The 25,319-nt window shown below is 68.0% G+C and carries 25 protein-coding genes; 9 read left to right on the top strand and 16 right to left on the bottom strand.

Annotated features, from left to right (window positions below; genetic code table 11):
• Positions 1-188: 188 nt before the first annotated feature.
• From yajC to queA, 3 genes are all read right to left on the bottom strand, one after another.
• Entirely contained in the window at positions 189-515 is a 327-nt protein-coding gene (gene yajC / locus AC3WLF_RS09690; protein ID WP_010815061.1) for a preprotein translocase subunit YajC, read from the bottom strand.
• Positions 516-736: 221 nt separating this feature from the next.
• Positions 737-1,867 carry a tRNA guanosine(34) transglycosylase Tgt gene (gene tgt / locus AC3WLF_RS09685; RefSeq protein ID WP_492319616.1) on the bottom strand — a complete coding sequence of 377 codons (1,131 nt, stop codon included), beginning with the start codon at positions 1,865-1,867 and terminating at the stop codon, positions 737-739.
• Between the two features lie 17 nt (positions 1,868-1,884).
• Entirely contained in the window at positions 1,885-2,943 is a 1,059-nt protein-coding gene (gene queA / locus AC3WLF_RS09680) for a tRNA preQ1(34) S-adenosylmethionine ribosyltransferase-isomerase QueA (protein WP_492319617.1), read from the bottom strand.
• A 221-nt stretch (positions 2,944-3,164) separates the two neighbouring features.
• Here queA and recG point away from each other — a divergent pair, with 221 nt between their 5' ends.
• The 6 genes from recG to ubiA all read left to right on the top strand — a co-directional run bounded on the left by recG (position 3,165) and on the right by ubiA (position 10,116).
• The gene (gene recG, locus AC3WLF_RS09675) at positions 3,165-5,354 is read left to right on the top strand and encodes an ATP-dependent DNA helicase RecG (protein WP_492358125.1); all 2,190 of its coding nucleotides are present in this window, start codon (positions 3,165-3,167) and stop codon (positions 5,352-5,354) included.
• A 133-nt stretch (positions 5,355-5,487) separates the two neighbouring features.
• Positions 5,488-6,438: a LysR substrate-binding domain-containing protein gene (locus AC3WLF_RS09670; RefSeq protein ID WP_010815057.1), complete on the top strand. Its 951-nt coding sequence runs from the start codon at positions 5,488-5,490 to the stop codon at positions 6,436-6,438.
• A gap of 410 nt (positions 6,439-6,848) precedes the next feature.
• Positions 6,849-8,291 (top strand): catalase, encoded by a 1,443-nt coding sequence (locus tag AC3WLF_RS09665; protein ID WP_492319619.1) that lies wholly within the window; start codon positions 6,849-6,851, stop codon positions 8,289-8,291.
• A gap of 50 nt (positions 8,292-8,341) precedes the next feature.
• Positions 8,342-8,539 (top strand): hypothetical protein, encoded by a 198-nt coding sequence (locus AC3WLF_RS09660; protein WP_492319620.1) that lies wholly within the window; start codon positions 8,342-8,344, stop codon positions 8,537-8,539.
• A 92-nt stretch (positions 8,540-8,631) separates the two neighbouring features.
• Positions 8,632-9,117 (top strand): Dps family protein, encoded by a 486-nt coding sequence (locus AC3WLF_RS09655; protein ID WP_010815054.1) that lies wholly within the window; start codon positions 8,632-8,634, stop codon positions 9,115-9,117.
• A gap of 141 nt (positions 9,118-9,258) precedes the next feature.
• On the top strand, positions 9,259-10,116 hold the full coding sequence (gene ubiA / locus AC3WLF_RS09650) for a 4-hydroxybenzoate octaprenyltransferase (protein ID WP_010815053.1): 858 nt from the start codon (positions 9,259-9,261) through the stop codon (positions 10,114-10,116).
• 113 nt (positions 10,117-10,229) lie between these two features.
• On the opposite strand, the gene proC is transcribed toward ubiA, so the two are convergent.
• Together proC and AC3WLF_RS09640 are read right to left on the bottom strand one after the other, a co-directional pair.
• Complete coding sequence (gene proC, locus AC3WLF_RS09645; protein WP_492319621.1) at positions 10,230-11,066, bottom strand: pyrroline-5-carboxylate reductase; 837 nt, start codon at positions 11,064-11,066, stop codon at positions 10,230-10,232.
• Between the two features lie 45 nt (positions 11,067-11,111).
• The gene (locus tag AC3WLF_RS09640) at positions 11,112-11,807 is read right to left on the bottom strand and encodes a YggS family pyridoxal phosphate-dependent enzyme (protein WP_492358124.1); all 696 of its coding nucleotides are present in this window, start codon (positions 11,805-11,807) and stop codon (positions 11,112-11,114) included.
• 63 nt (positions 11,808-11,870) lie between these two features.
• On the opposite strand from AC3WLF_RS09640, the gene AC3WLF_RS09635 reads away from it, so the two are divergent.
• The 3 genes from AC3WLF_RS09635 (at position 11,871) to AC3WLF_RS09625 (ending at position 14,647) form a co-directional block, all read left to right on the top strand.
• Positions 11,871-12,914: a type IV pilus twitching motility protein PilT gene (locus tag AC3WLF_RS09635; protein ID WP_010815050.1), complete on the top strand. Its 1,044-nt coding sequence runs from the start codon at positions 11,871-11,873 to the stop codon at positions 12,912-12,914.
• A 26-nt stretch (positions 12,915-12,940) separates the two neighbouring features.
• On the top strand, positions 12,941-14,080 hold the full coding sequence (locus AC3WLF_RS09630; RefSeq protein ID WP_010815049.1) for a PilT/PilU family type 4a pilus ATPase: 1,140 nt from the start codon (positions 12,941-12,943) through the stop codon (positions 14,078-14,080).
• 72 nt (positions 14,081-14,152) lie between these two features.
• Positions 14,153-14,647: a glutathione peroxidase gene (locus AC3WLF_RS09625; protein ID WP_010815048.1), complete on the top strand. Its 495-nt coding sequence runs from the start codon at positions 14,153-14,155 to the stop codon at positions 14,645-14,647.
• Between the two features lie 6 nt (positions 14,648-14,653).
• Here AC3WLF_RS09625 and AC3WLF_RS09620 read toward each other — a convergent pair whose 3' ends face one another.
• From AC3WLF_RS09620 to AC3WLF_RS09570, 11 genes are all read right to left on the bottom strand, one after another.
• Complete coding sequence (locus AC3WLF_RS09620) at positions 14,654-15,343, bottom strand: helix-turn-helix transcriptional regulator (protein ID WP_010815047.1); 690 nt, start codon at positions 15,341-15,343, stop codon at positions 14,654-14,656.
• 22 nt (positions 15,344-15,365) lie between these two features.
• Positions 15,366-15,737 carry a VOC family protein gene (locus AC3WLF_RS09615; protein ID WP_492319623.1) on the bottom strand — a complete coding sequence of 124 codons (372 nt, stop codon included), beginning with the start codon at positions 15,735-15,737 and terminating at the stop codon, positions 15,366-15,368.
• 85 nt (positions 15,738-15,822) lie between these two features.
• Positions 15,823-16,548: an LrgB family protein gene (locus tag AC3WLF_RS09610; RefSeq protein WP_492319624.1), complete on the bottom strand. Its 726-nt coding sequence runs from the start codon at positions 16,546-16,548 to the stop codon at positions 15,823-15,825.
• Positions 16,545-16,931, bottom strand: a complete 387-nt coding sequence (locus AC3WLF_RS09605) for a CidA/LrgA family protein (RefSeq protein ID WP_492319625.1) — start codon at positions 16,929-16,931, stop codon at positions 16,545-16,547. The genes AC3WLF_RS09610 and AC3WLF_RS09605 overlap by 4 nt, the downstream gene beginning before the upstream one ends.
• A 79-nt stretch (positions 16,932-17,010) precedes the next feature.
• Entirely contained in the window at positions 17,011-18,264 is a 1,254-nt protein-coding gene (glcF, locus tag AC3WLF_RS09600) for a glycolate oxidase subunit GlcF (RefSeq protein ID WP_492319626.1), read from the bottom strand.
• A gap of 42 nt (positions 18,265-18,306) precedes the next feature.
• The gene (gene glcE / locus AC3WLF_RS09595) at positions 18,307-19,410 is read right to left on the bottom strand and encodes a glycolate oxidase subunit GlcE (protein ID WP_492357523.1); all 1,104 of its coding nucleotides are present in this window, start codon (positions 19,408-19,410) and stop codon (positions 18,307-18,309) included.
• 27 nt (positions 19,411-19,437) lie between these two features.
• Positions 19,438-20,355 carry an ion transporter gene (locus AC3WLF_RS09590; RefSeq protein WP_492353250.1) on the bottom strand — a complete coding sequence of 306 codons (918 nt, stop codon included), beginning with the start codon at positions 20,353-20,355 and terminating at the stop codon, positions 19,438-19,440.
• An 8-nt stretch (positions 20,356-20,363) separates the two neighbouring features.
• Positions 20,364-21,878, bottom strand: a complete 1,515-nt coding sequence (locus AC3WLF_RS09585) for an FAD-linked oxidase C-terminal domain-containing protein (RefSeq protein WP_010815040.1) — start codon at positions 21,876-21,878, stop codon at positions 20,364-20,366.
• Positions 21,879-22,130: 252 nt separating this feature from the next.
• A complete protein-coding gene (locus AC3WLF_RS09580; RefSeq protein WP_492319629.1) occupies positions 22,131-22,661 on the bottom strand; it encodes a GNAT family N-acetyltransferase in 531 nt (176 codons plus the stop codon).
• Positions 22,662-22,673: 12 nt separating this feature from the next.
• Entirely contained in the window at positions 22,674-23,564 is an 891-nt protein-coding gene (locus AC3WLF_RS09575) for a LysR substrate-binding domain-containing protein (protein ID WP_114133744.1), read from the bottom strand.
• A 14-nt stretch (positions 23,565-23,578) separates the two neighbouring features.
• Positions 23,579-25,009, bottom strand: coding sequence for an FAD-binding oxidoreductase (locus AC3WLF_RS09570; RefSeq protein ID WP_492358123.1), 1,431 nt, complete (start codon positions 25,007-25,009; stop codon positions 23,579-23,581).
• Positions 25,010-25,319: the final 310 nt, after the last annotated feature.

Raw genomic sequence — 25,319 nt, 5'->3', positions numbered from 1 at the left:
TTGGCGGGGCCGGCGCTGGCGTGGCGCACCACGTCGGCGGGGCCGAACCGGTTTGGCAAACAGCCGCCTGGCAACCACGGATCGAAGCCACGGGGGCTTCGTCGGGCTGGATCAGGCGGCTGCCGGGGCATGCGCGAACGGGCATGCCGGAAAAGACAAAGGCGGGAGTCGCGCGCGCGATCGGTGGATCAGAGCGCCTTCAGCGAGCCCTTCGGCAGCACCGTCGTCACGGCGTTCTTCTGCACGGTGATTTCCGTGCCTTCGGCGATTTCCAGGCTGACGTACTGGTCGGTGACCTTGGTCACCTTGCCCAGGATGCCGCCGGCGGTCACGACTTCGTCGTTCTTGGCCAGCGCTTCGAGCATTGCCTTGGCTTCCTTCTGACGCTTCATCTGCGGGCGGATCATGATGAACCACAGCACGCCAAACATCAGGATGATGGGCAGGAAGCTCATCAGGCCGCCAGCCGCGCCGCCGGTACCGGTGGTCTGGGCAAATGCGTTAGAAATCAGCACGTTGATTCTCCGTCACAAAATTAGTCAAATAATCGATCATTCTACCATTCGCATTCCGCCCACCCTTGGCATTCTAGGGCGGAATACGGGTTTGTTCGGGTGCGCCCGGGACAACTTGCGGCAGGGGTCGGCAAGGCCGGGCGCTCCGGATCGCGGCTCGCCCCCGGATGACCCGGCTATTCGACCGCCGGCAGCGCAAAAGTTCGCGCCAGCCGGCGTTGTCACTGCGTGCCGCGGGCGCGGTCGGCGGCGAACTGGCGGCGGAAGTCGGCAAAGCGGTGATGCTCGATGGCTTCGCGCATCTCGCGCATCAGCTGCAGGTAGTAGTGCAGGTTATGGATGGTATTGAGGCGCGCGCCCAGGATCTCGCCCACGCGGTGCAGGTGGTGCAGGTAGGCGCGCGAGAAGTTGCGGCAGGTGTAGCAGGCGCAGCTTTCATCGAGCGGACGCGGATCGTTGCGGTGCGCCGCGTTCTTGATCTTGACGTCGCCGAAGCGGGTGAAGAGCCAGCCGTTGCGTGCGTTGCGGGTGGGCATCACGCAGTCGAACATGTCCACCCCGGCGGCGACGCCGGCGACCAGGTCCTCGGGCGTGCCCACGCCCATCAGGTAGTGCGGCTTGTCGGCCGGCAGGCGCGGCGCCACGTGCTCGAGCACGCGCATCATGTCTTCCTTGGGCTCGCCCACCGACAGCCCGCCGATGGCAAAGCCGTGGAAGTCCAGCTCGGACAGGCCCGCCAGCGATTCGTCGCGCAGGTCTTCGTACATGCCGCCCTGGACGATGCCGAACAGCGCGTTGGGGTTGGCCAGGCGCTCGAACTCGTCGCGCGAGCGCTTGGCCCAGCGCAGGCTCATGCGCATCGACTTGGCCGCTTCCTCGTGCGTGGCGGCGCGGCCGTCGATCTCGTACGGCGTGCACTCATCGAACTGCATCACGATGTCGGAGTTCAGCGTGCGCTGGATCTGCATCGAGATCTCGGGCGACAGGAAAAGCTTGTCGCCATTGACCGGAGATGCGAACGTGACGCCATCTTCGGTGATCTTGCGCAGATCGCCGAGCGAAAACACCTGGAAGCCACCGGAATCGGTCAGGATCGGCTTGTCCCAGCCGATAAACTTGTGCAGGCCCTCGTGGGCATTGACCACGTCCAGCCCGGGGCGCAGCCACAGGTGGAAGGTATTGCCCAGGATGATGTGCGCGCCAATCTCGTTCAGTTCCAGCGGCGACATCGCCTTGACCGAGCCGTAGGTGCCGACCGGCATGAAGATCGGCGTCTCGACCACACCGTGGTTCAGCGTGACGCGGCCGCGGCGGGCGTTGCCGTCGGTGGTGATGAGTTCGAAGTTGAGCATGGCTTGTGATTCTGGATTCAGGCGCCGGGCTGGCGGGTCAGCAGCATGGCGTCGCCGTAGCTGAAGAAACGGTAGCGCTGCTCGACCGCATGGCGGTAGGCGGCGCGGATGGCTTCCACGCCGGCCAGTGCCGACACCAGCATCAGCAGCGTCGACTTGGGCAGGTGGAAGTTGGTGATCAGGGCATCGACCAGCCGGAAATGGTAGCCGGGCGTGATGAAGATATCGGTGTCGCCACTGCCGGCGGCGAGCGTGCCGTCGGCCTGCGCGGCCGATTCCAGCGCGCGCAGCGAGGTGGTGCCGACCGCGATCACGCGGCCGCCGCGCGCGCGGGTGTCGCGCACGGCCTGGGCCAGGTCTGCGGAGACGGCATACCACTCCGAGTGCATCTTGTGCTCGGCCAGGTTCTCGGTGCGCACCGGCTGGAAGGTGCCGGCGCCCACGTGCAGCGTCAGGAAGGCGCGCCGCACGCCGGCGGCATCGAGCCGCGCGAACAGCGCATCGTCGAAATGCAGGCCCGCGGTGGGCGCGGCCACCGCGCCGGGGCTGCGCGCGTAGACGGTCTGGTAGCGGGTCTCGTCATAGGCGTCCGGGTCGTGCGTGATATACGGCGGCAGCGGCAGGCGGCCGTAGCGCTCGATCAGGTCCAGCGCCGGCTCGGGGAAGCGCAGCGTGAAGAACTGGTCCACGCGCGGGCCAACGGTGACGGCGAAGGCATCGTCGGCCAGGTGCAGCGTGCTGCCCTCGGCCGGGGTCTTGGAGGCGCGCACCTGGGCCAGCACGGTGTGGCTGTCGACCACGCGCTCGACCAGCACCTCGATCTTGCCGCCGCTGGGCTTGTGGCCGAAGAAGCGCGCCTTGATCACGCGGGTGTCGTTGAAGACCAGCAGGTCGTCGGGACGCAGGTAGTCGATGATCTCGCTGAAGGCGCGGTCGACCATGCGCACCGCGTCGGCGGTGTCGGCCGGGGCCAGCCGTTCGACCACCAGCAGCCGGCTCGCGCTGCGGTCGGGCAGCGCGCTCTGGGCAATCAGTTCTGGCGGCAGCGGGAAATCGAAATCGGAAAGCGTCAACATCGTGGGAGCGGCGGGCTGCGCGATCCCATGCAGGCCGGAGCGGGGCACAAAACGGCACTCCGCTGCCCGTGGTGGCAGCCGGCATGGGTACAATCGGCGAATCCGATATTGTAAGGCCACGGGCGCGCTTGCCGCCGGGCCGGGCGTGATACCGGCTATTCGCCGGCGCCGCGCCAGCCAACCCCGCAGCACGAGAGCGACCGCTGCCAACTTTTTCGCCGATGCCCGGAACCGCCGCTGAACCGATCCACGACCCCGCCGACGCCGCCAAGGAAACGGCGGCGCCCGCGCGCGGCAAGGCCGGCGAAGCCAGGGGCAAGGCCGCCGCCTCCGGCACGTCCTCCGCGGCCGCGCGCCTGGCCAAGCTCGGCCTGCGCCGTCCCGTCGACCTGGTGCTGCACCTGCCGATGCGCTATGAGGACGAGACCACGCTGGCGCCGATCGCCGAGGCCATCCACCGCGCCGGGCTCGGGCTGCCGGCGCAGGTGGAGGGCGAGGTCATCTCCAACGAAGTCACGTTCCGGCCGCGCCGCCAGCTGGTGGTCAAGATCGCCGACGACAGCGGCGAGCTGACGCTGCGCTTCCTGAACTTCTACGGCAGCCAGACCAAGCAGATGGCCGAAGGCGTGCGCCTGCGCGTGCGCGGCGAGGTGCGCGGCGGCTTCTTCGGCGCCGAGATGGTCCACCCCACGGTGCGTCCGGTGGTGCCCGGCGAAGCGCTGCCTGACCGCCTGACGCCGGTGTATCCGTCCACCGCCGGCATCCCGCAGGCCTATCTGCGCAAGGCCATCGGCGGCACGCTGTCGCGCACGCCCATGCCCGAGACGCTGCCGCGGGCTGTGCTGGAGGGGCCGCTGGCACGCCTGCACCTGCGCCCGCTGGCTGACTGCCTGCGGTTGCTGCACGCGCCGCCGCCGCAGGAGAGCGAGGCCGCGCTGGCCGACCGCTCGCATCCGGCCTGGCAGCGCATCAAGTTCGATGAGCTGCTGGCGCAGCAGATCTCGCTGCGGCGCGCGCACGCGGCGCGCCGCGAAAAGACCGCGCCGACCATGCCGCGCCGCGAGGGCGGCCTGCTGACGCGCTTCCTGGCCGCGTTGCCGTTCCGGCTGACCGGGGCGCAGCAGCGCGTGGTCGAAGAAATCGCCGCCGACATGACGCGCCCGCACCCGATGCACCGGCTGCTGCAGGGCGACGTGGGCAGCGGCAAGACCATCGTCGCCGCGCTGGCAGCCTGCCAGGCGATCGATGCCGGCTACCAGGCCGCGCTGATGGCGCCCACCGAAATCCTGGCCGAGCAGCACTACCGCAAGCTGTCCGCATGGCTGGAGCCGCTGGGCGTGCCGGTGGCGTGGCTGGCCGGCAGCCAGAAGGCGCGCGACAAGCGCGAGGCCGTGGCGCGCGTGGAATCGGGCGAGGCGCAGCTGGTGATCGGCACCCACGCGCTGATCCAGGACACCGTGCGCTTTGCCAGGCTGGGGCTGTCGGTGGTCGACGAGCAGCACCGCTTCGGCGTGGCGCAGCGGCTGGCGCTGCGCGGCAAGGCCGGTGCCGCCGACGCCCCCGATTCACCGGCAACCGCGGCCGAGACCGTGCCGCACCAACTGATGATGTCGGCCACGCCGATCCCGCGCACGCTGGCCATGACGTATTACGCCGACCTCGATGTCTCGGTGATCGACGAGCTGCCGCCCGGGCGCACCCCCATCGTCACGCGCCTGGTCAACGATGCGCGCCGCGACGAGGTGATCGCGCGCGTGCACCATGCCGCCGCCGAGGGGCGCCAGGTCTACTGGGTCTGTCCGCTGATCGAGGAAAGCGAGGCGCTGCAGCTGCAGACCGCGGTCGAGACCTATGAAACGCTGGTGGCCGCGCTGCCCGACCTGCGTGTGGGCCTGGTGCACGGGCGCCTGCCGCCGGCCGAGAAGGCCGCGGTGATGGACGACTTCAGCGCCAACCGCATGCAGGTGCTGGTGGCCACCACCGTGATCGAGGTGGGCGTGGACGTGCCCAATGCCTCGCTGATGGTGATCGAGCATGCCGAGCGCTTCGGCCTGGCGCAGCTGCACCAGCTGCGCGGGCGGGTGGGGCGGGGCAGCGCCGAATCGGTCTGCCTGCTGATGTACCAGGCGCCGCTGTCGCCGACCGCGCGCGAGCGCCTGGCGACCATGCGCGAGACCACCGACGGCTTCGAGATCGCCCGGCGCGACCTGGAAATCCGCGGCCCGGGCGAGTTCCTGGGCGCGCGCCAGTCCGGCGAAGCGATGTTGCGCTTTGCCGACCTGCAGACCGACGCGTGGCTGGTGGAATACGCGCAGGAGGCGGCCGAACTGATGCTGGCGCGCTACCCGGAAGCGGTGGAAGCGCACCTTTCGCGCTGGCTGGGCGGGCGCGAGCACTACCTCAAGGCTTGAGTGCGGGCTGGTTTTTCGACGGATGTGCGCCATCCAGCGCACCTGCCGGTTCGCTGCGGACAATTCGGGCTGGCGCTCTGACAGAAGCGGCAATCGAAGGTAAAATCTATCGCCTACCGGAAACTGATAAGTCATGACGCTCACCGAACTCAAGTACATCGTCGCCGTCGCGCGCGAGCGCCATTTCGGCCGGGCCGCCGAAGCCTGCTTTGTGTCGCAGCCGACGCTGTCGGTCGCGATCAAGAAGCTGGAAGACGAACTCAACGTGCAGATTTTCGAGCGCGGCACCTCCGAGGTGTCGGTGACGTCGGTCGGCGAGCAGATCGTGGCGCAGGCCCAGCGCGTGCTCGAACAGACCATGGCCATCCGCGAGATCGCCAAGCAGGGCAAGGACCCGCTTGCGGGTCCGTTGCGGGTGGGCGTGATCTACACCATCGGTCCGTACCTGCTGCCGTCGCTGGTCAAGCAGATGATCGAGACCGTGCCGCAGATGCCGCTGATGCTGCAGGAGAACTACACCCACAAGCTGATCGAGCTGCTCAAGCAGGGTGAGATCGACTGCGCGGTGATGGCCGAGCCGTTCGCGGATTCGGGCCTGACGGTGCGCCCGCTCTATGACGAGCCCTTTGTCGTCGCCGTGCCGCGCGGCCATCAGCTGGCGCAAGCGCGCTCCATCGACCCCGATGAACTGAAGCAGCAGACCATGCTGCTGCTGGGCAGCGGCCACTGCTTCCGCGACCATGTGCTGGGCGTGTGCCCGGAACTGTCGCGCTTCTCGCAGGCGGCCGACGGCATCCAGAAGACCTTCGAGGGCTCATCGCTGGAAACCATCCGCCATATGGTGGCCAGCGGGGTCGGCATCACCGTGCTGCCGCGCACCTCGGTGCCCGACCTGAAGGCCAAGGGCGACATGCTGTCCTATGTGCCGTTTGCCGATCCGGTGCCCGACCGGCGCGTGGTGCTGGCCTGGCGCAAGAGCTTCACCCGGCTGCCGGCGATGGAAGCGCTGGCCAACGCCGTGGCCGCGTGCGAGCTGGCCGGCGTGCGCAAGCTGGACGCCAAGGAGCTGGCCGAAGCGGCCTGATCTTCCTGCCCCCGCAGTACAGGCATTTCCCTCGGCCGCACCGGAGATTCCGCTGCGGCCGTTGTCATTTCCGGCCCCGCAACGGGGTATTTCACGGACCTGTCTTCGGGCGGTCACCTTCCGCTGCGATAAGTTGCAGGAATCCCAGATAGATTTGACCTAATACATAGGTATAAATAATTGAATTCTCAATTCGATAGATCGTTGGTAGGCTGACTCCTGTCGATGCAGATGGCATCGACCTGAGACAGGAACCAATGATGAGCACCAGCGCCCAGTTCTCTCCAGCAACAATCAACGGGCGCCCGTTTCCCCTCCGCATGGGGCGCTGCCTGCTCGATTGCCTTGCCTGCTATGCCGCCGCGCTCTGATGCGGCGTTCCCTTTCAGCCCACCCACAAAGAGGAAAAGATGAGCAAGAAGGACACCCTTACCACTGCCGCCGGCGCACCCGTCGCCGACAACCAGAACTCGCAGACGGCCGGTCCGCGCGGCCCGATGCTGCTGCAGGATGTCTGGTTCCTCGAAAAGCTGGCCCACTTCGACCGCGAGGTCATCCCCGAGCGGCGCGTGCATGCCAAGGGTTCGGGCGCCTATGGCACGCTCAAGATCACCCACGACATCACCAGGTACACCAAGGCTTCGGTCTTTGCCCAGGTCGGCAAGGAAACGCCGCTGTTCATCCGCTTCTCGACCGTGGCCGGCGAACGCGGCGCGGCCGATGCCGAGCGCGACGTGCGCGGCTTCTCGATCAAGTTCTACACCGATGAAGGCAACTGGGACGTGGTCGGCAACAACACCCCGGTGTTCTTCGTGCGCGACCCGCTCAAGTTCCCGGACTTTATCCACACGCAGAAACGCAATCCGCGCACCAACCTGCGCGACCCGATCGCGGTGTGGGACTTCTGGTCGCGCCATCCGGAATCGCTGCACCAGGTCACCATCCTGATGAGCGACCGCGGCCTGCCGCAGAACTACCGCCAGATCCACGGCTTCGGCTCGCACACGTACTCGTTCATCAACGCGAACAACGAGCGCTTCTGGGTCAAGTTCCACTTCAAGTCGCAGCAGGGCATCGCCAACTGGACCAATGAAGAAGCGGCCAAGGTCGTGGCAACGGACCGCGAAAGCGCGCAGCGCGACCTGTTCGAGAACATCGAGCAAGGCAATTTCCCGCGCTGGAACCTGCGCGTGCAGGTCATGCCGGAGGCCGATGCGGCCAGGTACCACATCAATCCGTTCGACCTGACCAAGGTCTGGCCGCACAAGGACTACCCGCTGATCGACGTGGGCGTGCTCGAGCTCAACCGCAACCCGGACAACTACTTTGCCGAGGTCGAGCAGGTGGCGATGAATCCGGCCAATATCGTGCCGGGCATCGGCTTCTCGCCCGACAAGATGCTGCAGGGGCGGCTGTTCTCGTACGGGGACACGCAGCGCTACCGCCTGGGGATCAACCACAACCAGATCCCGGTGAATGCGCCGAGATGCCCGTTCCACAACAGCTTCCACCGTGACGGCGCGATGCGCGTGGACGGCAACCAGGGCGGCAAGCTCAACTACGAGCCCAACCGCGAAGGCGCCTACGCCGCCAGCGAGCGCGCGATCGAGCCGCCGCTGGCACTGGATGGCGCCGCCGACCACTGGGACCACCGCGTCGACCCGGACTACTACAGCCAGCCCGGCGCGCTGTTCCGCCTGTTCGACGAAGGCCAGCGCCAGCGCCTGTTCGCCAATATCGCGGCAGCGATGCAGGGCGTGCCTGAGGCGATCGTGCGCGTGCAGCTGGAGCACTTCGCCAAGGCCGACCCGGCCTACGGCGAGGGCGTGAAGCGCGCGCTCAACCTGAAGTAAGCGGCAGCCTGGCGCGGCGCCCGTGGCGGGATGCCGCGTCGCGGAGAACGATGATGGCGATGATCCGGTTGTTTATCGAAGAGTGGCGGCAGCTGTGGCATGACGGGCACGACCAGCCCGGGCGCGCCGATGCCGCGCGGCTGCGCCACAAGCTGTGGCGCAAGGAAATCGGCGCCGCCGTCATCGTGCTCGGCGCAGCCGTGATGTTCAGCGAGGTGGCCCGGGGTTTGGCCGGGATTGCCGGCTAGTGCAATAATGCGGGTACTGCGCCGCCCAGCCCCAAAACATGGCAAGCCCGGCGGCGCCCCTCGTGGCTTTACCAGAACGGAGCGTATTTACCATGGCAAAGAAGAATGAGATGAGCGTGAATATCGGTATTTCCGACAAGGACCGCAAGAAGATCGCGGAAGGCCTGTCCAAGCTGCTGGCGGACACCTACACCCTCTACCTCAAGACCCATAATTTCCACTGGAACGTGACGGGTCCCATGTTCAATACGCTGCATCTGATGTTCGAGACCCAGTACACCGAACTGGCGCTCGCCGTGGACTCGATCGCCGAGCGTATCCGCGCACTGGGCTACCCGGCACCGGGCACCTACAAGGAGTACGCCCGCCTGTCGTCGATCGCGGAGGAAGAGGGCGTGCCCGAGGCCACCGAAATGATCCGCAAGCTGGTCGAAGGCCAGGAAGCCGTGGTGCGCACCGCGCGCTCGCTGTTCCCGGTGATCGACGCCGCCGGCGACGAACCGTCGGCCGACCTGCTGACCCAGCGCATGCAGACGCATGAAAAGACCGCGTGGATGCTGCGCGCGATGCTGGCCTGAGGCCAGCTGGCCACCTCCGGCTGCCCTTCAGTGGCGGCCGGCACTGCGCGTCGCAACCGTCCGGGCTGCGGCGCGTTTTCATTGAATCCTCCTTCCCGGATCCGCGCAGTGCAGACCCTCTCGCCGTTGCCCCCCACGCCCATGCTTGAACGCCTTTCCCTCTACGCGCGCCTGGTGCGCATCGACAAGCCGATCGGCACGCTGCTGCTGCTGTGGCCGACGCTGTGGGCCATGTGGATGGCCGCGGGCGGGCCGCCGGCGTGGGGGCTGTTCTGGATCTTCGTGGCGGGCACCTTCCTGATGCGCTCGGCTGGCTGCGCCATCAACGACTGGGCCGACCGCGACTTCGACAAGCACGTCAAGCGCACCAGGGAGCGGCCGCTGACCGCGGGCAAGATCGCCGCGTGGGAAGCGCTGGCCGTCGCCGCCGTGCTGGCGCTGGTGGCTTTTGCGCTGGTGTTGCCGCTCAATGCGCTGACCAAATGGCTGGCAGTGGTGGCGGCGGTGGTGGCGGGCACTTACCCGTTCTTCAAGCGCTTCTTTGCGATTCCGCAGGCTTATCTCGGCATTGCGTTTGGCTTTGGTATCCCGATGGCGTTTGCCGCGATCCAGGACCAGGTGCCGCCGGTGGCGTGGCTGATGCTGCTGGCCAATGTGTTCTGGGCGGTGGCGTATGACACGGCTTATGCGATGGTCGATCGTGACGACGACCTCCTGATCGGCATGAAGACTTCGGCCATTACCTTTGGCCGCTTCGACGTGGCGGCGATCATGCTCTGCTATGCCGCGTTCCTGGCGCTGATGGCGTGGGCGGGGGTGCTGCTGGGGCTGGGGTGGCCTTACTGGGTGGGGCTGGCGGCGGCTGCCGGTTGCGCCGGGTATCACTACACGCTGATTCGCGATCGGGACCGGATGCGGTGTTTCGCGGCGTTCCGGCATAACAACTGGCTGGGGGCCTGTGTGTTTGCGGGGACGGCGGTGGCTTATGCGATTCGCTGATTTACGCGATTGCTAACGGTCCGCTGCCGGTTTGCCCCCCTCTCCCGCTTGCGGGAGGGGAGCGTTCACAAAGGGCGGCGGCCAGGTCAGAGCGCCTGTGGTCTGCCCGCCCCTCAATCCTTCCCGAACTCCGCCCCCATCTCCTTGCCCCGCGCCGCGGCAGCATGCATCGCGCGCACGAAGGCATCACCAATGCCCGAAGCTTCCATCGCCGTCAGCGCCGCGTAGGTCGTGCCGCCCTTGGACGTCACGCGCTCACGCAGCGTCGACACCGGCTCGGAAGACTGCCCGGCCAGGGTAGCAGCGCCACGGAAGGTCTCGACCGCCAGTTCGCGGCCTTGCTCCGCCGTCAGGCCCAACTCGGTGGCGGCGCGTTCCATCGCCTCGATAAAGTAGAAGACATAGGCCGGTCCACTGCCGGAAATGGCGGTGACCGCATCGATCTGGTCATCCCCATCCACCCACACGCACTTGCCGACGGCCTCAGCCACCGCGCTGGCGATCGCGCGGTCTTCGGCCGACAGCCCGGCCGGCGCGGCCAGCCCGGTCATGCCCATGCCCGCCAGCGCCGGCGTATTCGGCATCGCCCGCACCAGCCGTGTGCGCCCGTCCAGCCAGCGCTCCATGTCCTGCAGCCGGATGCCGGCGGCCACGCTGATCACCAGGTTGCCCTTGCCGCTGGCCGGCAGGATTGGGAGCAGCTGCGCCGCGGCGTCGCGGAACTGCTGCGGCTTGACCGCCAGCACCAGCACGTCGCTGGCGCCGAAGGCGGCGTCCGGCGCGCCGGCGGCGTGCACGCCGAGGTCGCGCGCCAGGCGTTGCTGGGCCTCGGGGAAGGGGTCGACCACGCGGATCGAGCCGGCCGGCACGCCGCGGGCGATCAGGCCGCCGATCAGTGCGGTGGCCATGTTGCCGCCGCCGAGAAAGCCAAAGGTAAGGGTATCGAGCATGGGGATCCGTTGGGGGCTTGGAGGGAATGGACTGGGCGCGCCGGGCTACGGGTACTGGCGCGCTCCGAAAATGGCGGTGCCGATCCGCACCAGCGTGGCGCCCTCGGCGATGGCGGCTTCCATGTCGCCCGACATGCCCATCGACAGCGTGTCGAGGTCCAGGCCGTCGGCGCGCAGCGCCTGCAGCATGGCGCGCATGGCCGCGAATGGGCGGCGCTGCGCGGCGGGGTCGTGCTCGGGCTCCGGGATGGCCATCAGCCCGCGCAGGCGCAGGCCGGGCAGCGCGGCGACGGCATGTGCCAGTGCGGGTACCTCTGCCGGGGCGACGCCGCTCTTGCTGGCTTCGCCGCTGATATTGACCTGGATGCAGACCTGCAGCGCCGCCATGCCGGCCGGGCGCTGGGCCGACAGCCGCTCGGCGATCCTGAGCCGGTCGACGGCGTGCACCCAGTCGAAATGCTCCGCCACCAGGCGGGTCTTGTTGCTCTGCAGCGGGCCGATGAAATGCCATTGCAGGCGGTGGCGCAGGTCGGCCAGCGCGGCGATCTTGTCGACGCCTTCCTGGACGTAGTTTTCGCCGAAAGCGACCTGTCCGGCGGCGTATGCGGCCCTTATGCGGTCGGGGGGAACGGTCTTGGAAACCGCCAGCAGGGCGATGTCCGCGGGCTGTCTGCCGGCTTGTTGTGCGGCCGCCGCGATGCGCTGGTGAACGGCTTGCAAGTTGGCGGCAATTACAGACATAATCCGGCGAACATACAAAAGAAAGTACGCAAAGTACTGATAACTAGGGTGGGGTCATTATAGATGGACATCGCGCAGCTATTGGCTTTCGCTGTCAAGAACAAGGCGTCTGATCTTCATCTCTCCGCGGACATGCCGCCGATGGTGCGGATCCACGGCGACATGCGCCGGATCAACATCGCCTCGATGACGCACAAGGATGTCCACGCCATGGTGTACGACATCATGAGCGACACCCAGCGCAAGGCCTACGAAGAACGCCTCGAAATCGATTTCTCGTTCGAGATCGCCGGCCTGTCCCGCTTCCGGGTCAATGCCTATAACACCCAGCGCGGCGCCGCCGCGGTGTTCCGTACCATTCCCTCCAAGGTGCTCACGCTCGAAGAGCTGCGCGCGCCCGCGGTGTTTGCCGACCTGTGCATGAAGCCGCGCGGGCTGGTGCTGGTGACGGGCCCGACCGGCTCGGGCAAGTCCACCACGCTGGCGGCGATGGTCGACCATCGCAACGAAAGCGACATGGGCCACATCCTCACGGTGGAGGACCCGATCGAATTCGTGCACAGCTCCAAGAAGAGCCTGATCAACCAGCGCGAGCTGGGGCCGCACACGCATTCGTTTGCCAACGCGTTGCGCTCGGCACTGCGTGAAGACCCGGACGTGATCCTGGTGGGTGAGCTGCGCGACCTGGAAACCATCCGCCTGGCGCTGACCGCGGCCGAGACCGGCCACCTGGTCTTCGGCACGCTGCACACCAGCTCAGCAGCCAAGACCATCGACCGCGTGGTCGATGTGTTCCCGCCCGAAGAGAAGGACATGGTGCGCACCATGCTGTCGGAATCGCTGGAGGCGGTGATCTCGCAGACGCTGCTGAAGACGCGCGACGGCAATGGCCGCACCGCCGCGCACGAGATCATGATCGCCACGCCCGCGATCCGCCACCTGATCCGCGAGAACAAGATCGCGCAGATGTACTCGATGATGCAGACCAGCAGCGGGCTGGGCATGCAGACGCTGGACCAGTGCCTGTCTGACCTGATCAAGCGCAGCGTCATCAGCTACAACGACGCGCGCGCCATCGCCAAGAACCCCGACGCGTTCATGGGCTGAGGCCCGCTCCCCAGCAGGACACCGCCATGCTCGATCGCGAATCCGCCGCCAAGTACATCAACGACCTGCTGGAGCTGATGGTCAGCAACCGCGGCTCGGACCTGTTCATCACCTCTGACTTCCCGCCGGCGATCAAGGTCGACGGCAAGATCAAGCCGGTGTCGCAGCAGCCGCTGAACCCGACCCAGGCGCTGGGCCTGGTGCGCTCGGTGATGAACGAGCGCCAGGTGCAGGACTTCGACACCAGCCGCGAATGCAATTTCGCGATCACCGCGCCCAAGGCCGGGCGCTTCCGCGTGTCGGCCTTTATCCAGCAGGGCAAGGCCGGCATGGTGGTGCGCACCATCAATACGCGCATTCCCTCGGTGGCCGACCTGGACCTGCCGGCGACGCTGCATGAGGTGGTGATGGCCAAGCGCGGGCTGGTGATCGTGACCGGCGCCACCGGCTCGGGCAAGTCGACCACGCTGGCGGCAATGCTGGATCACCGCAACGCGCATTCGTACGGCCATATCATCACCATCGAGGATCCGATCGAGTACGTGCATGCGCACCAGAACTGCATCGTCACGCAGCGCGAGGTCGGCATCGATACCGAGTCCTGGCACGTGGCGCTGAAAAACACGCTGCGCCAGGCGCCCGACGTGATCCTGATCGGCGAAATCCGCGACCGCGAGACCATGGAGTACGCGATGCAGTACGCCGAGACCGGCCACCTGTGCCTGGCCACGCTGCACGCCAACAATGCCAACCAGGCGATCGACCGCGTGGTCAACTTCTTCCCCGAGGAAAAACGCCAGCAGCTGCTGATCGACCTGTCGCTGAACCTGAAGGCGATGATCTCGCAGCGCCTGCTGCCGCGCGCCGGCAAAAAGGGGCGGGTGCCGGCGGTGGAGATCATGATCGGCACGCCGCTGGTGGCCGACCTGATCTTCAAGGGCGAGATCCACGAGCTCAAGGAAGTCATCAAGAAGTCGCGTGAGCAGGGCATGGTCTCGTTCGACCAGGCGCTGTTCGACCTGTACGAGGAAGGCAAGATCACCTACGAGGACGCGCTGCGCAACGCCGACTCGCTTAACGACCTGCGCCTGATGATCAAGCTGCACAGCGCGAGCGCCAAGGACACCGACCTGGGTGCCGGCACCGAGCATCTCAATGTCATCTGATTCGTGCACGGCGATGCGCATGGCGTTATGCTTGGGCCACGCAAGGGCCAGTTCCGGCCCCAGGAGTCTGCCATGAGCAATGTCTACCAGTTCGAAGCCAACTCGCTGGCCGGCCAGCCGGTACCGCTGTCGCAGTTCCAGGGCAAGGTGATGCTGGTCGTCAACACCGCCAGCGAATGCGGGTTCACGCCGCAGTACGAGGGCCTGCAGAAGCTCTACGACGAATACCACGAGCGCGGCCTGGAGGTGCTGGGCTTCCCGTGCAACCAGTTCGGCAAGCAGGAGCCGGGCGATGCGCAGCAGATCGGCCAGTTCTGCGAAACGCGCTTTGCGGTGCGCTTCCCGATGTTCGCCAAGATCGACGTGAACGGTGCCGACGCCCATCCGCTGTACCAGTGGCTGACCACGGAAAAGCGTGGCGTGCTCGGTACCCAGGGCATCAAATGGAATTTCACCAAGTTCCTGCTGCGCCGCGACGGCACGGTGTTCAAGCGCTATGCGCCGACCACCAAGCCCGACGAGCTGCGCGCCGATATCGAGATGCTGCTGTCCGACCCGGCCGCCTGAACAGTACTAGGTGCCGCTGGCGCGCACCGCGCGCAGGAAACCGTTGAGCGAGCGGTCGGGCGTTTCGTGGAAATGGTCGTCCAGCATGCGGATGGCGCGGCAGCGGTCCAGCCGGAAGCTGCGATAGTCCGAGCGCGTGGTGCACCACGTCGCCAGCAGCCAGGCATTGCCCCAGAAGAACAGGCCCAGCGGCATCACCACGCGTTCGGTGATGCGCTGCTGCACGTCGCAATAGTCGAGCAGCAGCAATTTCTGTTCGCCCAGCGCGCCGTGCACCACGTCGAAGGCCTCGCGCACATGCGCCTGGTTGACGTATTCCGGCGCGAACACGCGGCTTTGCTGCGCCGCCAGCCGGCGCGGCGGCGGCAGCGCGGCCATCAGTTTTTCCAGCGCGGGATCGGCCGCGGCGGCCAGCGCGCCGCCGCCCCAGGCTTTCAGGAGGCGCAGGCCGGCGACCAGCGCTTCGACTTCCATGGCGGTGAACATCAGCGGCGGGACATCGAAGTCGGCGCGCAGCCGGTAGCCGATGCCGGCCTCGCCCTCGACCGGCACGCCTGACAGCGACAGCGCCTGGATATCACGGTAGACGGTGCGTTCCGACACCCCGAGCCGCTGCGCCAGCAGCGCCGCCGTGGTCAGGCGGCGGCCGCGCAGCACCTGCACGATCTGGAACAGGCGGTCGGCGCGGCGGCTCATCGGGGGCGGCTTGCCATCGGGGTCAACCGGCCACGGGCTCGTGCAGCCCGATGCGGTTGCCTTCGCTGTCGGTGATATGGGCGATGCGGCCGATCTCGCCCGGCAGGCGCAGCGGCCCGAACACGGTCTTGCCGCCGGCGCGCGCGGCGCGCTCCAGCAGCACATCCAGTTCCGGCGCATGCAGGTACGGCACCGCGCCGTAGTAGTTGCTGGGGCGATAGCCCTCGCCGGCGACCAGCGCGCCGCCCGGGTCGGGGTGGGGGAACACCGCCATGTCGACCTGGCTCATGGTCTCGCGGCGCAACTGGATATTGAACACCTGCTCGTAGAAGCCGACCGCGCGGCTCATGTCGACGACGGGGATTTCCAGCCAGTTGATCAGACGGTTGCTCATGACAGACTCCTTGGTTCCAGGTGAAGGGGAGTGGGGAGTTCGCATCATGCGCGGGGGCTGCTGACAGCGTGCTGTCAGGAGCGTGTCAGTGTGGCATCCACGCCGCCATCACCGGCACCATGATCGCCGTCAGCACGCCGTTCAGGCCCATGCCCAGCGCGGCAAAGGCGCCGGCTTCCTGGTTGACCTGGAAGGCGCGCGCGGTGCCGATGCCGTGGGCCGCCACGCCGGTGGCGAAGCCGCGCACGCTGTAGTCGCGGATGCGCAGCAGGTTCAGCACGCTGGTGGCGCTGACCGCGCCGATGATGCCGGTTGCCATCACCAGCACCGCCGTCAGCGAGGGCAGCCCGCCGATCTTCTCGGCCACGCCCATGGCGATCGGGATCGTCACCGACTTGGGCGCGAGCGAGCGCACGGTCTCGGGCGATGCGCCCAGCAGCCAGGCAATTCCCACCGCCGACACCACCGCCACCACCGAGCCCGCCACCAGTCCTGCCAGCAGCGGGAACACATGGGTGCGCAGCTTGGGCAGCTGCAGGTACAGCGGCACCGCCAGTGCCACCGTGGCCGGCCCCAGCAGGAAGTGCACGAACTGCGCGCCGTCGAAGTAGGTCTTGTAGGGCGTGCCGGTGACGGTCAGCACCGTGACCAGCAGCGCCACCGCGATCATCACCGGGTTGGCCAGCGGCGAGAAGCGCGAACGCTCATAGATGCGGAAGGCAAAGACGTAGGCCAGCAGCGTGGCGGTCAGCCCGACCAGCGGGCTCGCGGCCAGGTAGACCCAGATCTCGTTGAGGCGGGGCGTGATCATGCCTGCTCTCCTTTCGCATCGGCGGGAGGCGTGTCCGGCGTATCGGAGCGCTTGCGCATCAGCATGCGCGTGACCACGGCGGTGGTGGCGATGGCCAGCCAGGTGGACACCACCAGCGCCACCAGGATCGGCATCCATTCGCCCTCGATGCGGTTGGCATGGACCATGATGCCTACGCCGGCCGGCACGAACAGCAGCGACAGGTGCTTGAGCAGCTCAGTGGTGGTGCCCTGGATGATGGGCAGCAGGCGGTCGTCGAAGACGAGCCAGCCGAACAGCAGGATCATGCCCAGCACGGGGCCGGGCACCGGCAGGGTCAGCGCGTAGCTGATCACCTCACCGATGGACTGGAAAACCAACAGGATTGCAAAGGTCTGGAGCATGGGGGCGTGGCGTTTGGTCGCAGGTGCGCGGCGCGCGTCCGGAAGGGATGCGTGCTGCCGCCCATGCTGCCCGCCCGCGCTAGCCGAGCATCTTGTCGACCAGTTCGATCCAGTGCATCACCGGGGTGCCGGTGCCGCCCTGCAGGTGCGAGATGCAGCCGATATTGGCCGAGACGATGGCTTCGGGCTGCGTGGCCTGCAGTTTGGCGAGCTTGTCGTCTCGCAGGCGGTAGGCCAGTTCCGGCTGCAACACCGAATAAGTGCCCGCCGAGCCGCAGCACAGGTGGCTGTCAGCGCAGAGTTTGACTTCGACGCCGAGGCCGGTCAAGAGCGCTTCGACTTTGCCGCGGATCTGCTGGCCGTGCTGCAGCGTGCAGGGCGGGTGGTAAGCCACGCGCCGGTTGTCGCGCGGGACCGCGCCGGCCAGGGTGTGCAGCTCGTCGGCAAAGTCCGGCAAGACTTCGGACAGGTCGCGCGTCAGTGCCGAGACGCGGCGGGCGCGCTCGGCGTACTTCGGATCGTTGCGCAGCAGGTGGCCGTAGTCCTTGACCATCGCGCCGCAGCCCGAGGCGGTCATCACGATGGCCTCGGCGCCGTCCTCGATATGCGGCCACCAGGCATCGATATTGCGGCGCATATTGTCGAGGCCGCCGTCGTGGTCGCCGGTGTGGAAGCGGATCGCGCCGCAGCAGCCGGCTTCGCGCGCCACCAGCAGTTGTACGCCGACACGGTCGAACACACGCGCAGTTGCGGCATTGATGTTGGGCGACATTGCCGGCTGCACGCAGCCGTCGAGCAACAACATCTTGCGTGCATGCGCATTGCGCGGCCACGTGCCGGGCGCGGTGGTGCTGGACAGCGCCGGCACCTTGTTGCGCAGCGTGCCCGGCAGCAGCGGGCGCACCATCTGGCCCAGGCGCAGCGCCGTGCCGAACAGCGCCGGGCGCGTCAGCCCCTCGCGCAGCACCCAGCGCGCGATGCGCTCGCGGGCGGGGCGCTGCACGCCTTCGGCCTCGAGCTTGTCGTCGACCAGCTTGCGGCCGATATCGACCAGGCGGCCGTAGCGCACGCCCGACGGGCAGGTCGATTCGCAGTTGCGGCAGGTCAGGCAGCGGTCCAGGTGCAGGCGCGTGCTTTCGGTGATGGCATGGCCTTCCAGCACCTGCTTCATCAGGTAGATGCGCCCGCGCGGGCCGTCCAGCTCATCGCCGAGCAACTGGTAGGTGGGGCAGGTGGCGGTGCAGAAGCCGCAATGCACGCAGTTGCCGACGATGGATTTGGCTTCCTCGCCTTCGGGCGTGTTGCGAAGAAAATCGGCCAGGTTCGTTTGCATGGTGTGGGGAGGTTGTGCCGGGGGATGCCTGGACGTGCCGGATCAGAGCCCGGGGTACATGCGCTGCGGGTTGAAGATGCCGGCCGGGTCGAAGGTCTCTTTCAGGCGGCGGTGGATCGCGGCCAGCGGCGAGGCCAGCGGCGTGAACACGCCCACTGACTTGTCGCCGTTGCGGAACAGCGTGGCATGGCCGCCGGCGGCCTGCGCCACGGCGCGCACGCTTTCGGCATCGGTCTTGTCAGTGCCGTCCTCGGGCAGCCACCAGCGCTGGCCGCCGCCCCATTCGATCAGCTGTGGGCCGGGCAGCTCCAGCGGCGCGGCGATGGTGGGCACCGCCAGGCGCCACAGCGCGCGGCCCGCCTGGGCGGGGGCGAAGAACGGGTGGGTCTGCTCGCGCAGCGATTGCCACAGCGCCGCGGCTTCCGCAGCGTCCACGCGCTCGCCGCCCAGCCTGGCGCAGGCGGCGCGCACGGCGGCGGTGGCGCCGGCCAGGCGCACGTGAAGCACGCCCGCGTGCCAGGCCGAAGACGCCAGCGGCAGCGGCTGGCCGCCCCAACGGTTCAGGTGCTCGATGGCATCGGCCTGCGCCAGCTCGAAGCGCAGGGTGGCCTCGTCGAACGGTGCCGGCAGCACCTTGACCGACACTTGCAGGATCAGCCCGAGCGTGCCGAGCGAGCCCGCCAGCAGCCGCGACACGTCATAGCCCGCCACGTTCTTCATCACCTGGCCGCCGAAGTCCATCACCTCGCCGCGGCCGTCCATCAGCTGCGCGCCCAGCATGAAGTCGCGCAGCGCGCCCGCCGTTTGCCGGCGCGGGCCCGACAATCCCGCGGCCACGGCGCCGCCCAGCGTCGCGGTGCTGGGCTGGCCCGGCAGTGCGAAATGGGGCGGCTCGAAGGCCAGCATCTGGCGCTTCTCGGCCAGCGCCGCCTCGATCTCGGCCAGCGGCGTGCCGCAGCGCGCGGTGATCACCAGTTCGGCCGGGTCGTAGTCGACGATGCCGGCATAGGCGCGCGTGTCCAGCAGCTGGCCCGCGGCGGGCTGGCCGTAGAAGTCCTTGCTGCCGCCGCCGCGCAGCCGCAGCGCGGTGCGGGTCTCGGTGGCTTGCCTGACGGCGTCGCGGATGGCGTCGAGGGTGGCTTGCATATGCGTCGTGGGGTAGGGAAGGCCGGCTCAGGAGCCGGCAGGCCCGCCGGGCACTTCCGGCCGGTCGTTCTGGTATTCGGGCAGCTGGCTGCCGCAATGCTTGCAGTAGCCGGCGTCGGGTTCGTGGCCCTCGGTCAGGCAATGGGTGCAGGTGCGCGTGGTGAGCGGCCGCTTCAGGATGCTGGCGGCCAGCTCGGCGCCGACGATGCCGGTGGGGAAGGCGATGATGCCGTAGCCCAGCAGGATGGTCAGCGAGGTGATGAACTGCCCCAGCGGGGTCTTGGGCACCATGTCGCCGAAGCCCGTGGTGGTCAGCGTCACCACCGCCCAGTACATGCTGACCGGGATGCTGGTGAAGCCGTGCTGCGGGCCTTCCACCACGTACATCACCGTGCCCAGGATCACCGTGATGATGAACACCGTGCCCAGGAACACGAAGATCTTGCGGCGGCTGTTGACCAGCGCGCGGTACAGGATCTCGGCTTCCTCGAAGTACACGGTCAGCTTCAGGATCCGGAACACGCGCAGCAGCCGCAGCAGGCGCACGTCGATCAGGAAATGCAGCTCGGGCAGGAAGAAGGCCAGCCAGGTCGGCATGATCGAGACGAAGTCGATGATGCCGTAGAAGCTGAACACATAGCGCCACGGCCGGCGCACCACCAGGATGCGCATCACGTACTCGGCCGTGAAGAACAGCGTGAACATCCATTCCAGCACGGTGAACGCCAGCCCCAGGCGGTTGTTCACCGCGGGCAGGCTGTCGAGCATCACCACCATCACGCTGGCGACGATGGCCAGCAGCAGCGCGACATCGAAGAGCCGGCCCTCGCGGGTATCGGCCTCGAAGATGATGGTGTACCAGCGCTGGCGCCAGCCGGTCTCGGGCTGGCCCAGGCGCTCGCGGACGAACGCTTCCTGCTGCTGGCGTCGGCGTGGATTGGACATGGCGTGGCTCAGAAGCGCGGCAGTTCCGGGTGCGGCAGCAGGCCCCGCTTCACATGCATCTTGCCGTACTCCGCGCAGCGCGCCAGCGTGGGGATGGCCTTGTCCGGGTTGAGCAGCCGCGCCGGGTCGAAGGCGGCCTTGACGCCGAAGAAGGCGTCGCGCTCGGCGGGCGAGAACTGCACGCACATCGAGTTGAGCTTCTCCACGCCCACGCCGTGCTCGCCGGTGACGGTGCCGCCCAGTTCCACGCAGGTTTCCAGGATGTCGGCGCCGAACAGCTCGGCGCGGTGCCATTGATCCTGGTCCGCGCCATCGAACAGCACCAGCGGGTGCATGTTGCCGTCGCCGGCATGGAACACGTTGATGCAGCGCAGGCCGTACTTTTGCTCCATGGCTTCGATGCGCCTGAGCAGCGTGCCGATGTGCTTGCGCGGGATGGTGCCGTCCATGCAGTAGTAGTCCGGCGAGATCCGGCCGGCGGCGGGGAAGGCGTTCTTGCGGCCGCTCCAGAAGCGCAGGCGCTCGGCTTCGTTCTGCGAGACCACGATGCGGGTGCAGCCCGATGCCGTCAGCACCGCGCTCATGCGTTCGATTTCCTCGGCCACTTCTTCCGGGGTGCCGTCGGATTCGCACAGCAGGATGGCGGCGGCATCCAGGTCATAGCCCGCATGCACGAACTGCTCGACCGCGGCGGTGGCGGGCTTGTCCATCATTTCCAGTCCGGCCGGGATGATGCCGGCGGCGATCACGTCCGCCACCGCATTGCCGCCTTTCTCGACATCGTCGAAGCAGGCCATGATCACCTGCGCCAGCTGCGGCTTGGGGATCAGGCGCACCGTGACCTCGGTGACCACGGCCAGCATGCCTTCGGAGCCGATCAGCACGGCCAGCAGGTCCAGGCCCGGCGAGTCGGGGGCCTCGGAGCCGAACACCACCACCTCGCCCTCCATCGTCACCGCGCGCACGCGCAGCACGTTGTGCACGGTGAGGCCGTACTTCAGGCAGTGCACGCCGCCGGAGTTCTCGCTGACGTTGCCGCCGATGGTGCAGGCGATCTGCGAGGACGGGTCCGGCGCGTAGTACAGGTTGTGGGGTGCGGCGGCGTCGGAGATTGCCAGGTTGCGCACGCCCGGCTGGACCACCGCGGTGCGCGAGTACGGATCGACCGACAGGATGCGCTTGAACTTGGCCAGCGACAGCACCAGGCCCTCGGCGATCGGCATGGCGCCGCCCGACAGGCTGGTGCCGGCGCCGCGCGGCACCACCGGCACGCCCAGCTTGTGGCACAGGCGCAGGATCGCGCAGACCTGTTCCTCGGTGTCGGGCAGGGCCACGGCCATCGGCACCTGGCGGTACGCGGCCAGGCCGTCGCATTCATAGGGGACGGTGTCTTCCGGCTTCCACAGCAGCGCGGCATCCGGCAGGATCTGCGCCAGGCCGGCCAGCAGCGCGCTGCGGCGGCCTTCGGCCGTGGCATGGGCGCCGTCGGGGGCGATGGTTTGGGCTTCGTGCGGGGCATTCATGAACGACTCCTGTGGGGCCTTCTGGATGGCGGCCGGTGCGCGGCCTGCCGGTCGCGGCAATGCAGGACCTGCCGCGGGGGACGGGTGACTATAGCGCAGGGCACCTGGCACGGGCACCACGGGACACGTGAATTCCGCATGGCAGGCCGATCAAAAATGCTCATCATGGCTGCGCGGGAAATCACTCCTGGCAGGCGGCGCAAGTCCAGCGTACACCGCAGCGCGGGTGCAGGGAAGGCGGTCCGGCCGGACTCAGCGTGCCGGCGGCTGCGGCAGGAAGCAGACCATGTCGAGCTTGTCGTGGAAGTGCGGCGCGACGTACAGCGCATCCGGCTCCAGCCCCGTGCGCACGAAGCCGAGCGACTCATACAGCCGCACCGCGCCCGCGCTGCCGGCATTGACGCACAGTGTCACCTGGCGCACGCCCGGCATGGCGGCGGCCTGTTCCATGGCCCGCTCCATCAACGCGCGGCCGAGCTTGCGGTCGCGCCAGCCCGGGGCCACGTACATGCCCCAGATAAAGGCCTTGTGCCGGTGCTTGGCGTTTTCCTCGCGCATCACCCCGACCACGCCGGCCAGCGCGCTGCCATCGCTGCCGTCGACAAAGGCGCCGAATACGGCCTTGCCCTCGGTCGCGGCCAGGCGCCCGGCGACGACTTCCAGCGGCCGGTCCTGTTCCTCTTCCAGGCTGGAAGCGAAGGCTTCCGGCGCTTCGGCCAGGCCGCGCAGCCGCAGCGCCTGGAAGGCGGCGGCATCGGCGGGGGTCAGCAAGCGGATTTCCATGAGGTCGGTCTCCTACCAGTCCAGGCTCAGCAGCCAGTCGACGAAATAGCGCGCCTCGGGCTTGAGCGGGGCCTGTTCGCGCTCGACGATGTAGTAGCCGTGCGGCGAGACCGATTCCACATCCAGCAGCCGCACCATCTGCCCCAGCGACAGCCAGTGCCGTGCCATGCGCTGGCGCACCAGCGCCACGCCCTGGTTGGACGCGATCGCCTCCAGCATCAGGCCGATGTCATTGAACTGCGGCCCGGTTTGCGGCTCGGCCCAGTCCAGCCCGGCAGTCTCGAACCACGGCTTCCACGGCTCCAGCGGACTGCGCAGCAGCACCAGGCCGTGCAGGTGCTCGGGCTTGGTGATGGCGCGGCCGTTGACGCGCTCGTAGTACTCGCGCCCGCACGCCGGGAACACCGGCTCGACCAGCAGCCGGGTGGTCTTCAGGTCGGGGTAGCGGCCGGTGCCGTAGCGGATCTCGACATCGGTGTCCTCGGCCTTGACGTCCAGGAACGGGATCGCCAGGTGCAGCTCGAGGTCGATATGCGGATACAGCGCGCCGAACTCAGGCAGGCGCGGCACCAGGTGCTGGCGCCCGAAGGTGGGCGGGATCGCCACCCGCAGCCGGGTGCGCAGCTTGTTGTATTCGGGCCGCGCCAGCTCGTTGAGCGACTTGAGCGCGTCCTGCACGTTGCGCAGGTAGCGCGTGCCGGCGGCGGTCAGCCGCAGCGCCGCGTTGGCGCGCACGAACAGGTCTTCGCCCCACAGCTCCTCAAGATTCTTGATGCGGTGCGAGACCGCGCTGGGCGTGACCGACAGCTCTTCGGCCGCGCGCGCGAAGCTGCCCAGGCGCGCCGCTGCCTCGAACGCGATCAGCAGGTGCAGCGGCGGGACGCGGTTGAACATCGAGGCCATCTGCCCGGTACGCCTTACTGCGTGCCCGCGCGCGTGGCGCTGAAGATCTTGCCCGGGTTCAGGATGTGGTTGGGGTCCAGCGCGTCCTTGATCGCGCGCATCAGGTCGAGCGCGTCCTCGCCGTGTTCTTCCACCAGGAAGCGCTGCTTGTGCAGGCCCACGCCGTGCTCGCCGGTGCAGGTGCCGCCCATCGCCAGCGCGCGCTCGACGATGCGCTGGTTGATGGCCTCGGCCTCGGCCATCTCTTCGGGCTTGTCGGGGTCGACCAGGATCGCCACGTGGAAGTTGCCGTCGCCGACATGGCCGACGATGGGGCAGGGCAGCGCCGAGGCGTTCAGGTTCTTCTCGGTCTCGGTGACGCAGTCGGCCAGGCGCGAGATCGGCACGCACACGTCGGTGGTCACCGACTTGCAGCCCGGCTTGAGCTGCAGCATGGCGAAGTAGGCGGTATGGCGCGCGTTCCACAGCCGGCTGCGGTCTTCCGGGCGGGTGGCCCACTCGAAGCCCTGGCCGCCGTGCTCGGCGGTGATCTGCTGCACGGTCTCGGCCTGCTCGCGCACGCCGGCCTCGGTGCCGTGGAATTCGAAGAACAGGTGCGGGGTCTCGGGCAGGGTCAGGTTGTCGTGGCGGTTGATGGCGCGGATCGCCAGCGCATCGACGAACTCCACGCGCGCCACCGGCACGCCCAGCTGGATGGTCTGGATCACCGCCTGCACCGCGCTGCCCATGCTGGGGAAGGCGCACACCGCGGCGGAGATCGCTTCCGGCTGCGGGTAGAGCCGCACCGTCACCTCGGTGATGATGCCGAGCGTGCCTTCGCTGCCGATAAAGAGCCGGGTCAGGTCGTAGCCCGCCGACGACTTGCGCGCCTGCGTGCCGGTGCGGATCACGCGGCCGTCGGCGGTCACCACCGTCAGCGCCAGCACGTTCTCGCGCATGGTGCCGTAGCGCACCGCGTTGGTCCCGGAGGCGCGCGTGGCGCACATGCCGCCCAGCGAGGCGTCGGCGCCCGGGTCGATCGGGAAGAACAGGCCGGTGTCCTTGATTTCCTGGTTCAGCTGCTTGCGCGTGACGCCGGGCTGCACGGTCACGGTCAGGTCCTCGGGCTGCACCGCCAGCACGCGGTTCATCTGCGACAGGTCCAGGCTGATGCCGCCTGCCACCGCCAGCAGATGGCCTTCCAGCGACGAGCCGGCGCCATACGCGATCAGCGGCACGCCATGCTGGTTGCACAGCCGCGCCACCTCGGCCACTTCCTCGGTGCTGTGGGCGAAGACCACGGCATCCGGCAGCGCCGGCGGGAACGGCGATTCGTCGCGGCCGTGGTGCTCGCGCACGCCGGCGGAGGTGGTGAAGCGCTCGCCGAAGCGGGCCGCAAGGGCTTCGCTGAAGGCGGGCGGCAGCGGACGGCGGGAGAGGGTGGCGGACGGCGTGGGGTGGTTCATGCGGGTCTCCGGCGGGTCGGCGCGACGGTGGTGCCGGCGGCGGCGCTGCGGAGCAAGCTCCGGTCTGGCCGGCAGGGGCGCGACCCGGTTATCGAATGGGCGACGAATGGGGGCTACCGGCATTCTACGCCGCGCGGCGGCTCATGCACCCTGGCCGGGCACTGCGGCGGCCGGTACTGGCCGATAGCCGCACAGCAAGCGCCGGTACCCAAGCGCTTGGCGCGCCGAGGCGGTCCGGCGCGATAATGCGTCTTTCCCCCGCACCCCGCGTTGCAGGGCGGACCACGACTACCACACGCTTACGAGGAGA

The organism is Cupriavidus sp. FW306-01-F10A, assembly GCF_058782785.1.
This window is presented reverse-complemented; position numbering and strand designations above follow the sequence as displayed.

Excerpts from the sequence above, each read along its gene's own strand:
- tgt (WP_492319616.1), bottom strand. The coding sequence starts at position 1,867 with ATGCTCAACTTCGAACTCATCACCACCGACGGCAACGCCCGCCGCGGC.
- queA (WP_492319617.1), bottom strand. The coding sequence starts at position 2,943 with ATGTTGACGCTTTCCGATTTCGATTTCCCGCTGCCGCCAGAACTGATT.
- recG (WP_492358125.1), top strand. The coding sequence starts at position 3,165 with ATGCCCGGAACCGCCGCTGAACCGATCCACGACCCCGCCGACGCCGCC.
- AC3WLF_RS09670 (WP_010815057.1), top strand. The coding sequence starts at position 5,488 with ATGACGCTCACCGAACTCAAGTACATCGTCGCCGTCGCGCGCGAGCGC.
- AC3WLF_RS09665 (WP_492319619.1), top strand. The coding sequence starts at position 6,849 with ATGAGCAAGAAGGACACCCTTACCACTGCCGCCGGCGCACCCGTCGCC.
- AC3WLF_RS09660 (WP_492319620.1), top strand. The coding sequence starts at position 8,342 with ATGATGGCGATGATCCGGTTGTTTATCGAAGAGTGGCGGCAGCTGTGG.
- AC3WLF_RS09655 (WP_010815054.1), top strand. The coding sequence starts at position 8,632 with ATGGCAAAGAAGAATGAGATGAGCGTGAATATCGGTATTTCCGACAAG.
- ubiA (WP_010815053.1), top strand. The coding sequence starts at position 9,259 with ATGCTTGAACGCCTTTCCCTCTACGCGCGCCTGGTGCGCATCGACAAG.
- proC (WP_492319621.1), bottom strand. The coding sequence starts at position 11,066 with ATGCTCGATACCCTTACCTTTGGCTTTCTCGGCGGCGGCAACATGGCC.
- AC3WLF_RS09640 (WP_492358124.1), bottom strand. The coding sequence starts at position 11,807 with ATGTCTGTAATTGCCGCCAACTTGCAAGCCGTTCACCAGCGCATCGCG.
- AC3WLF_RS09635 (WP_010815050.1), top strand. The coding sequence starts at position 11,871 with ATGGACATCGCGCAGCTATTGGCTTTCGCTGTCAAGAACAAGGCGTCT.
- AC3WLF_RS09630 (WP_010815049.1), top strand. The coding sequence starts at position 12,941 with ATGCTCGATCGCGAATCCGCCGCCAAGTACATCAACGACCTGCTGGAG.
- AC3WLF_RS09625 (WP_010815048.1), top strand. The coding sequence starts at position 14,153 with ATGAGCAATGTCTACCAGTTCGAAGCCAACTCGCTGGCCGGCCAGCCG.
- AC3WLF_RS09620 (WP_010815047.1), bottom strand. The coding sequence starts at position 15,343 with ATGAGCCGCCGCGCCGACCGCCTGTTCCAGATCGTGCAGGTGCTGCGC.
- AC3WLF_RS09615 (WP_492319623.1), bottom strand. The coding sequence starts at position 15,737 with ATGAGCAACCGTCTGATCAACTGGCTGGAAATCCCCGTCGTCGACATG.
- AC3WLF_RS09610 (WP_492319624.1), bottom strand. The coding sequence starts at position 16,548 with ATGATCACGCCCCGCCTCAACGAGATCTGGGTCTACCTGGCCGCGAGC.
- AC3WLF_RS09605 (WP_492319625.1), bottom strand. The coding sequence starts at position 16,931 with ATGCTCCAGACCTTTGCAATCCTGTTGGTTTTCCAGTCCATCGGTGAG.
- glcF (WP_492319626.1), bottom strand. The coding sequence starts at position 18,264 with ATGCAAACGAACCTGGCCGATTTTCTTCGCAACACGCCCGAAGGCGAG.
- glcE (WP_492357523.1), bottom strand. The coding sequence starts at position 19,410 with ATGCAAGCCACCCTCGACGCCATCCGCGACGCCGTCAGGCAAGCCACC.
- AC3WLF_RS09590 (WP_492353250.1), bottom strand. The coding sequence starts at position 20,355 with ATGTCCAATCCACGCCGACGCCAGCAGCAGGAAGCGTTCGTCCGCGAG.
- AC3WLF_RS09585 (WP_010815040.1), bottom strand. The coding sequence starts at position 21,878 with ATGAATGCCCCGCACGAAGCCCAAACCATCGCCCCCGACGGCGCCCAT.
- AC3WLF_RS09580 (WP_492319629.1), bottom strand. The coding sequence starts at position 22,661 with ATGGAAATCCGCTTGCTGACCCCCGCCGATGCCGCCGCCTTCCAGGCG.
- AC3WLF_RS09575 (WP_114133744.1), bottom strand. The coding sequence starts at position 23,564 with ATGGCCTCGATGTTCAACCGCGTCCCGCCGCTGCACCTGCTGATCGCG.
- AC3WLF_RS09570 (WP_492358123.1), bottom strand. The coding sequence starts at position 25,009 with ATGAACCACCCCACGCCGTCCGCCACCCTCTCCCGCCGTCCGCTGCCG.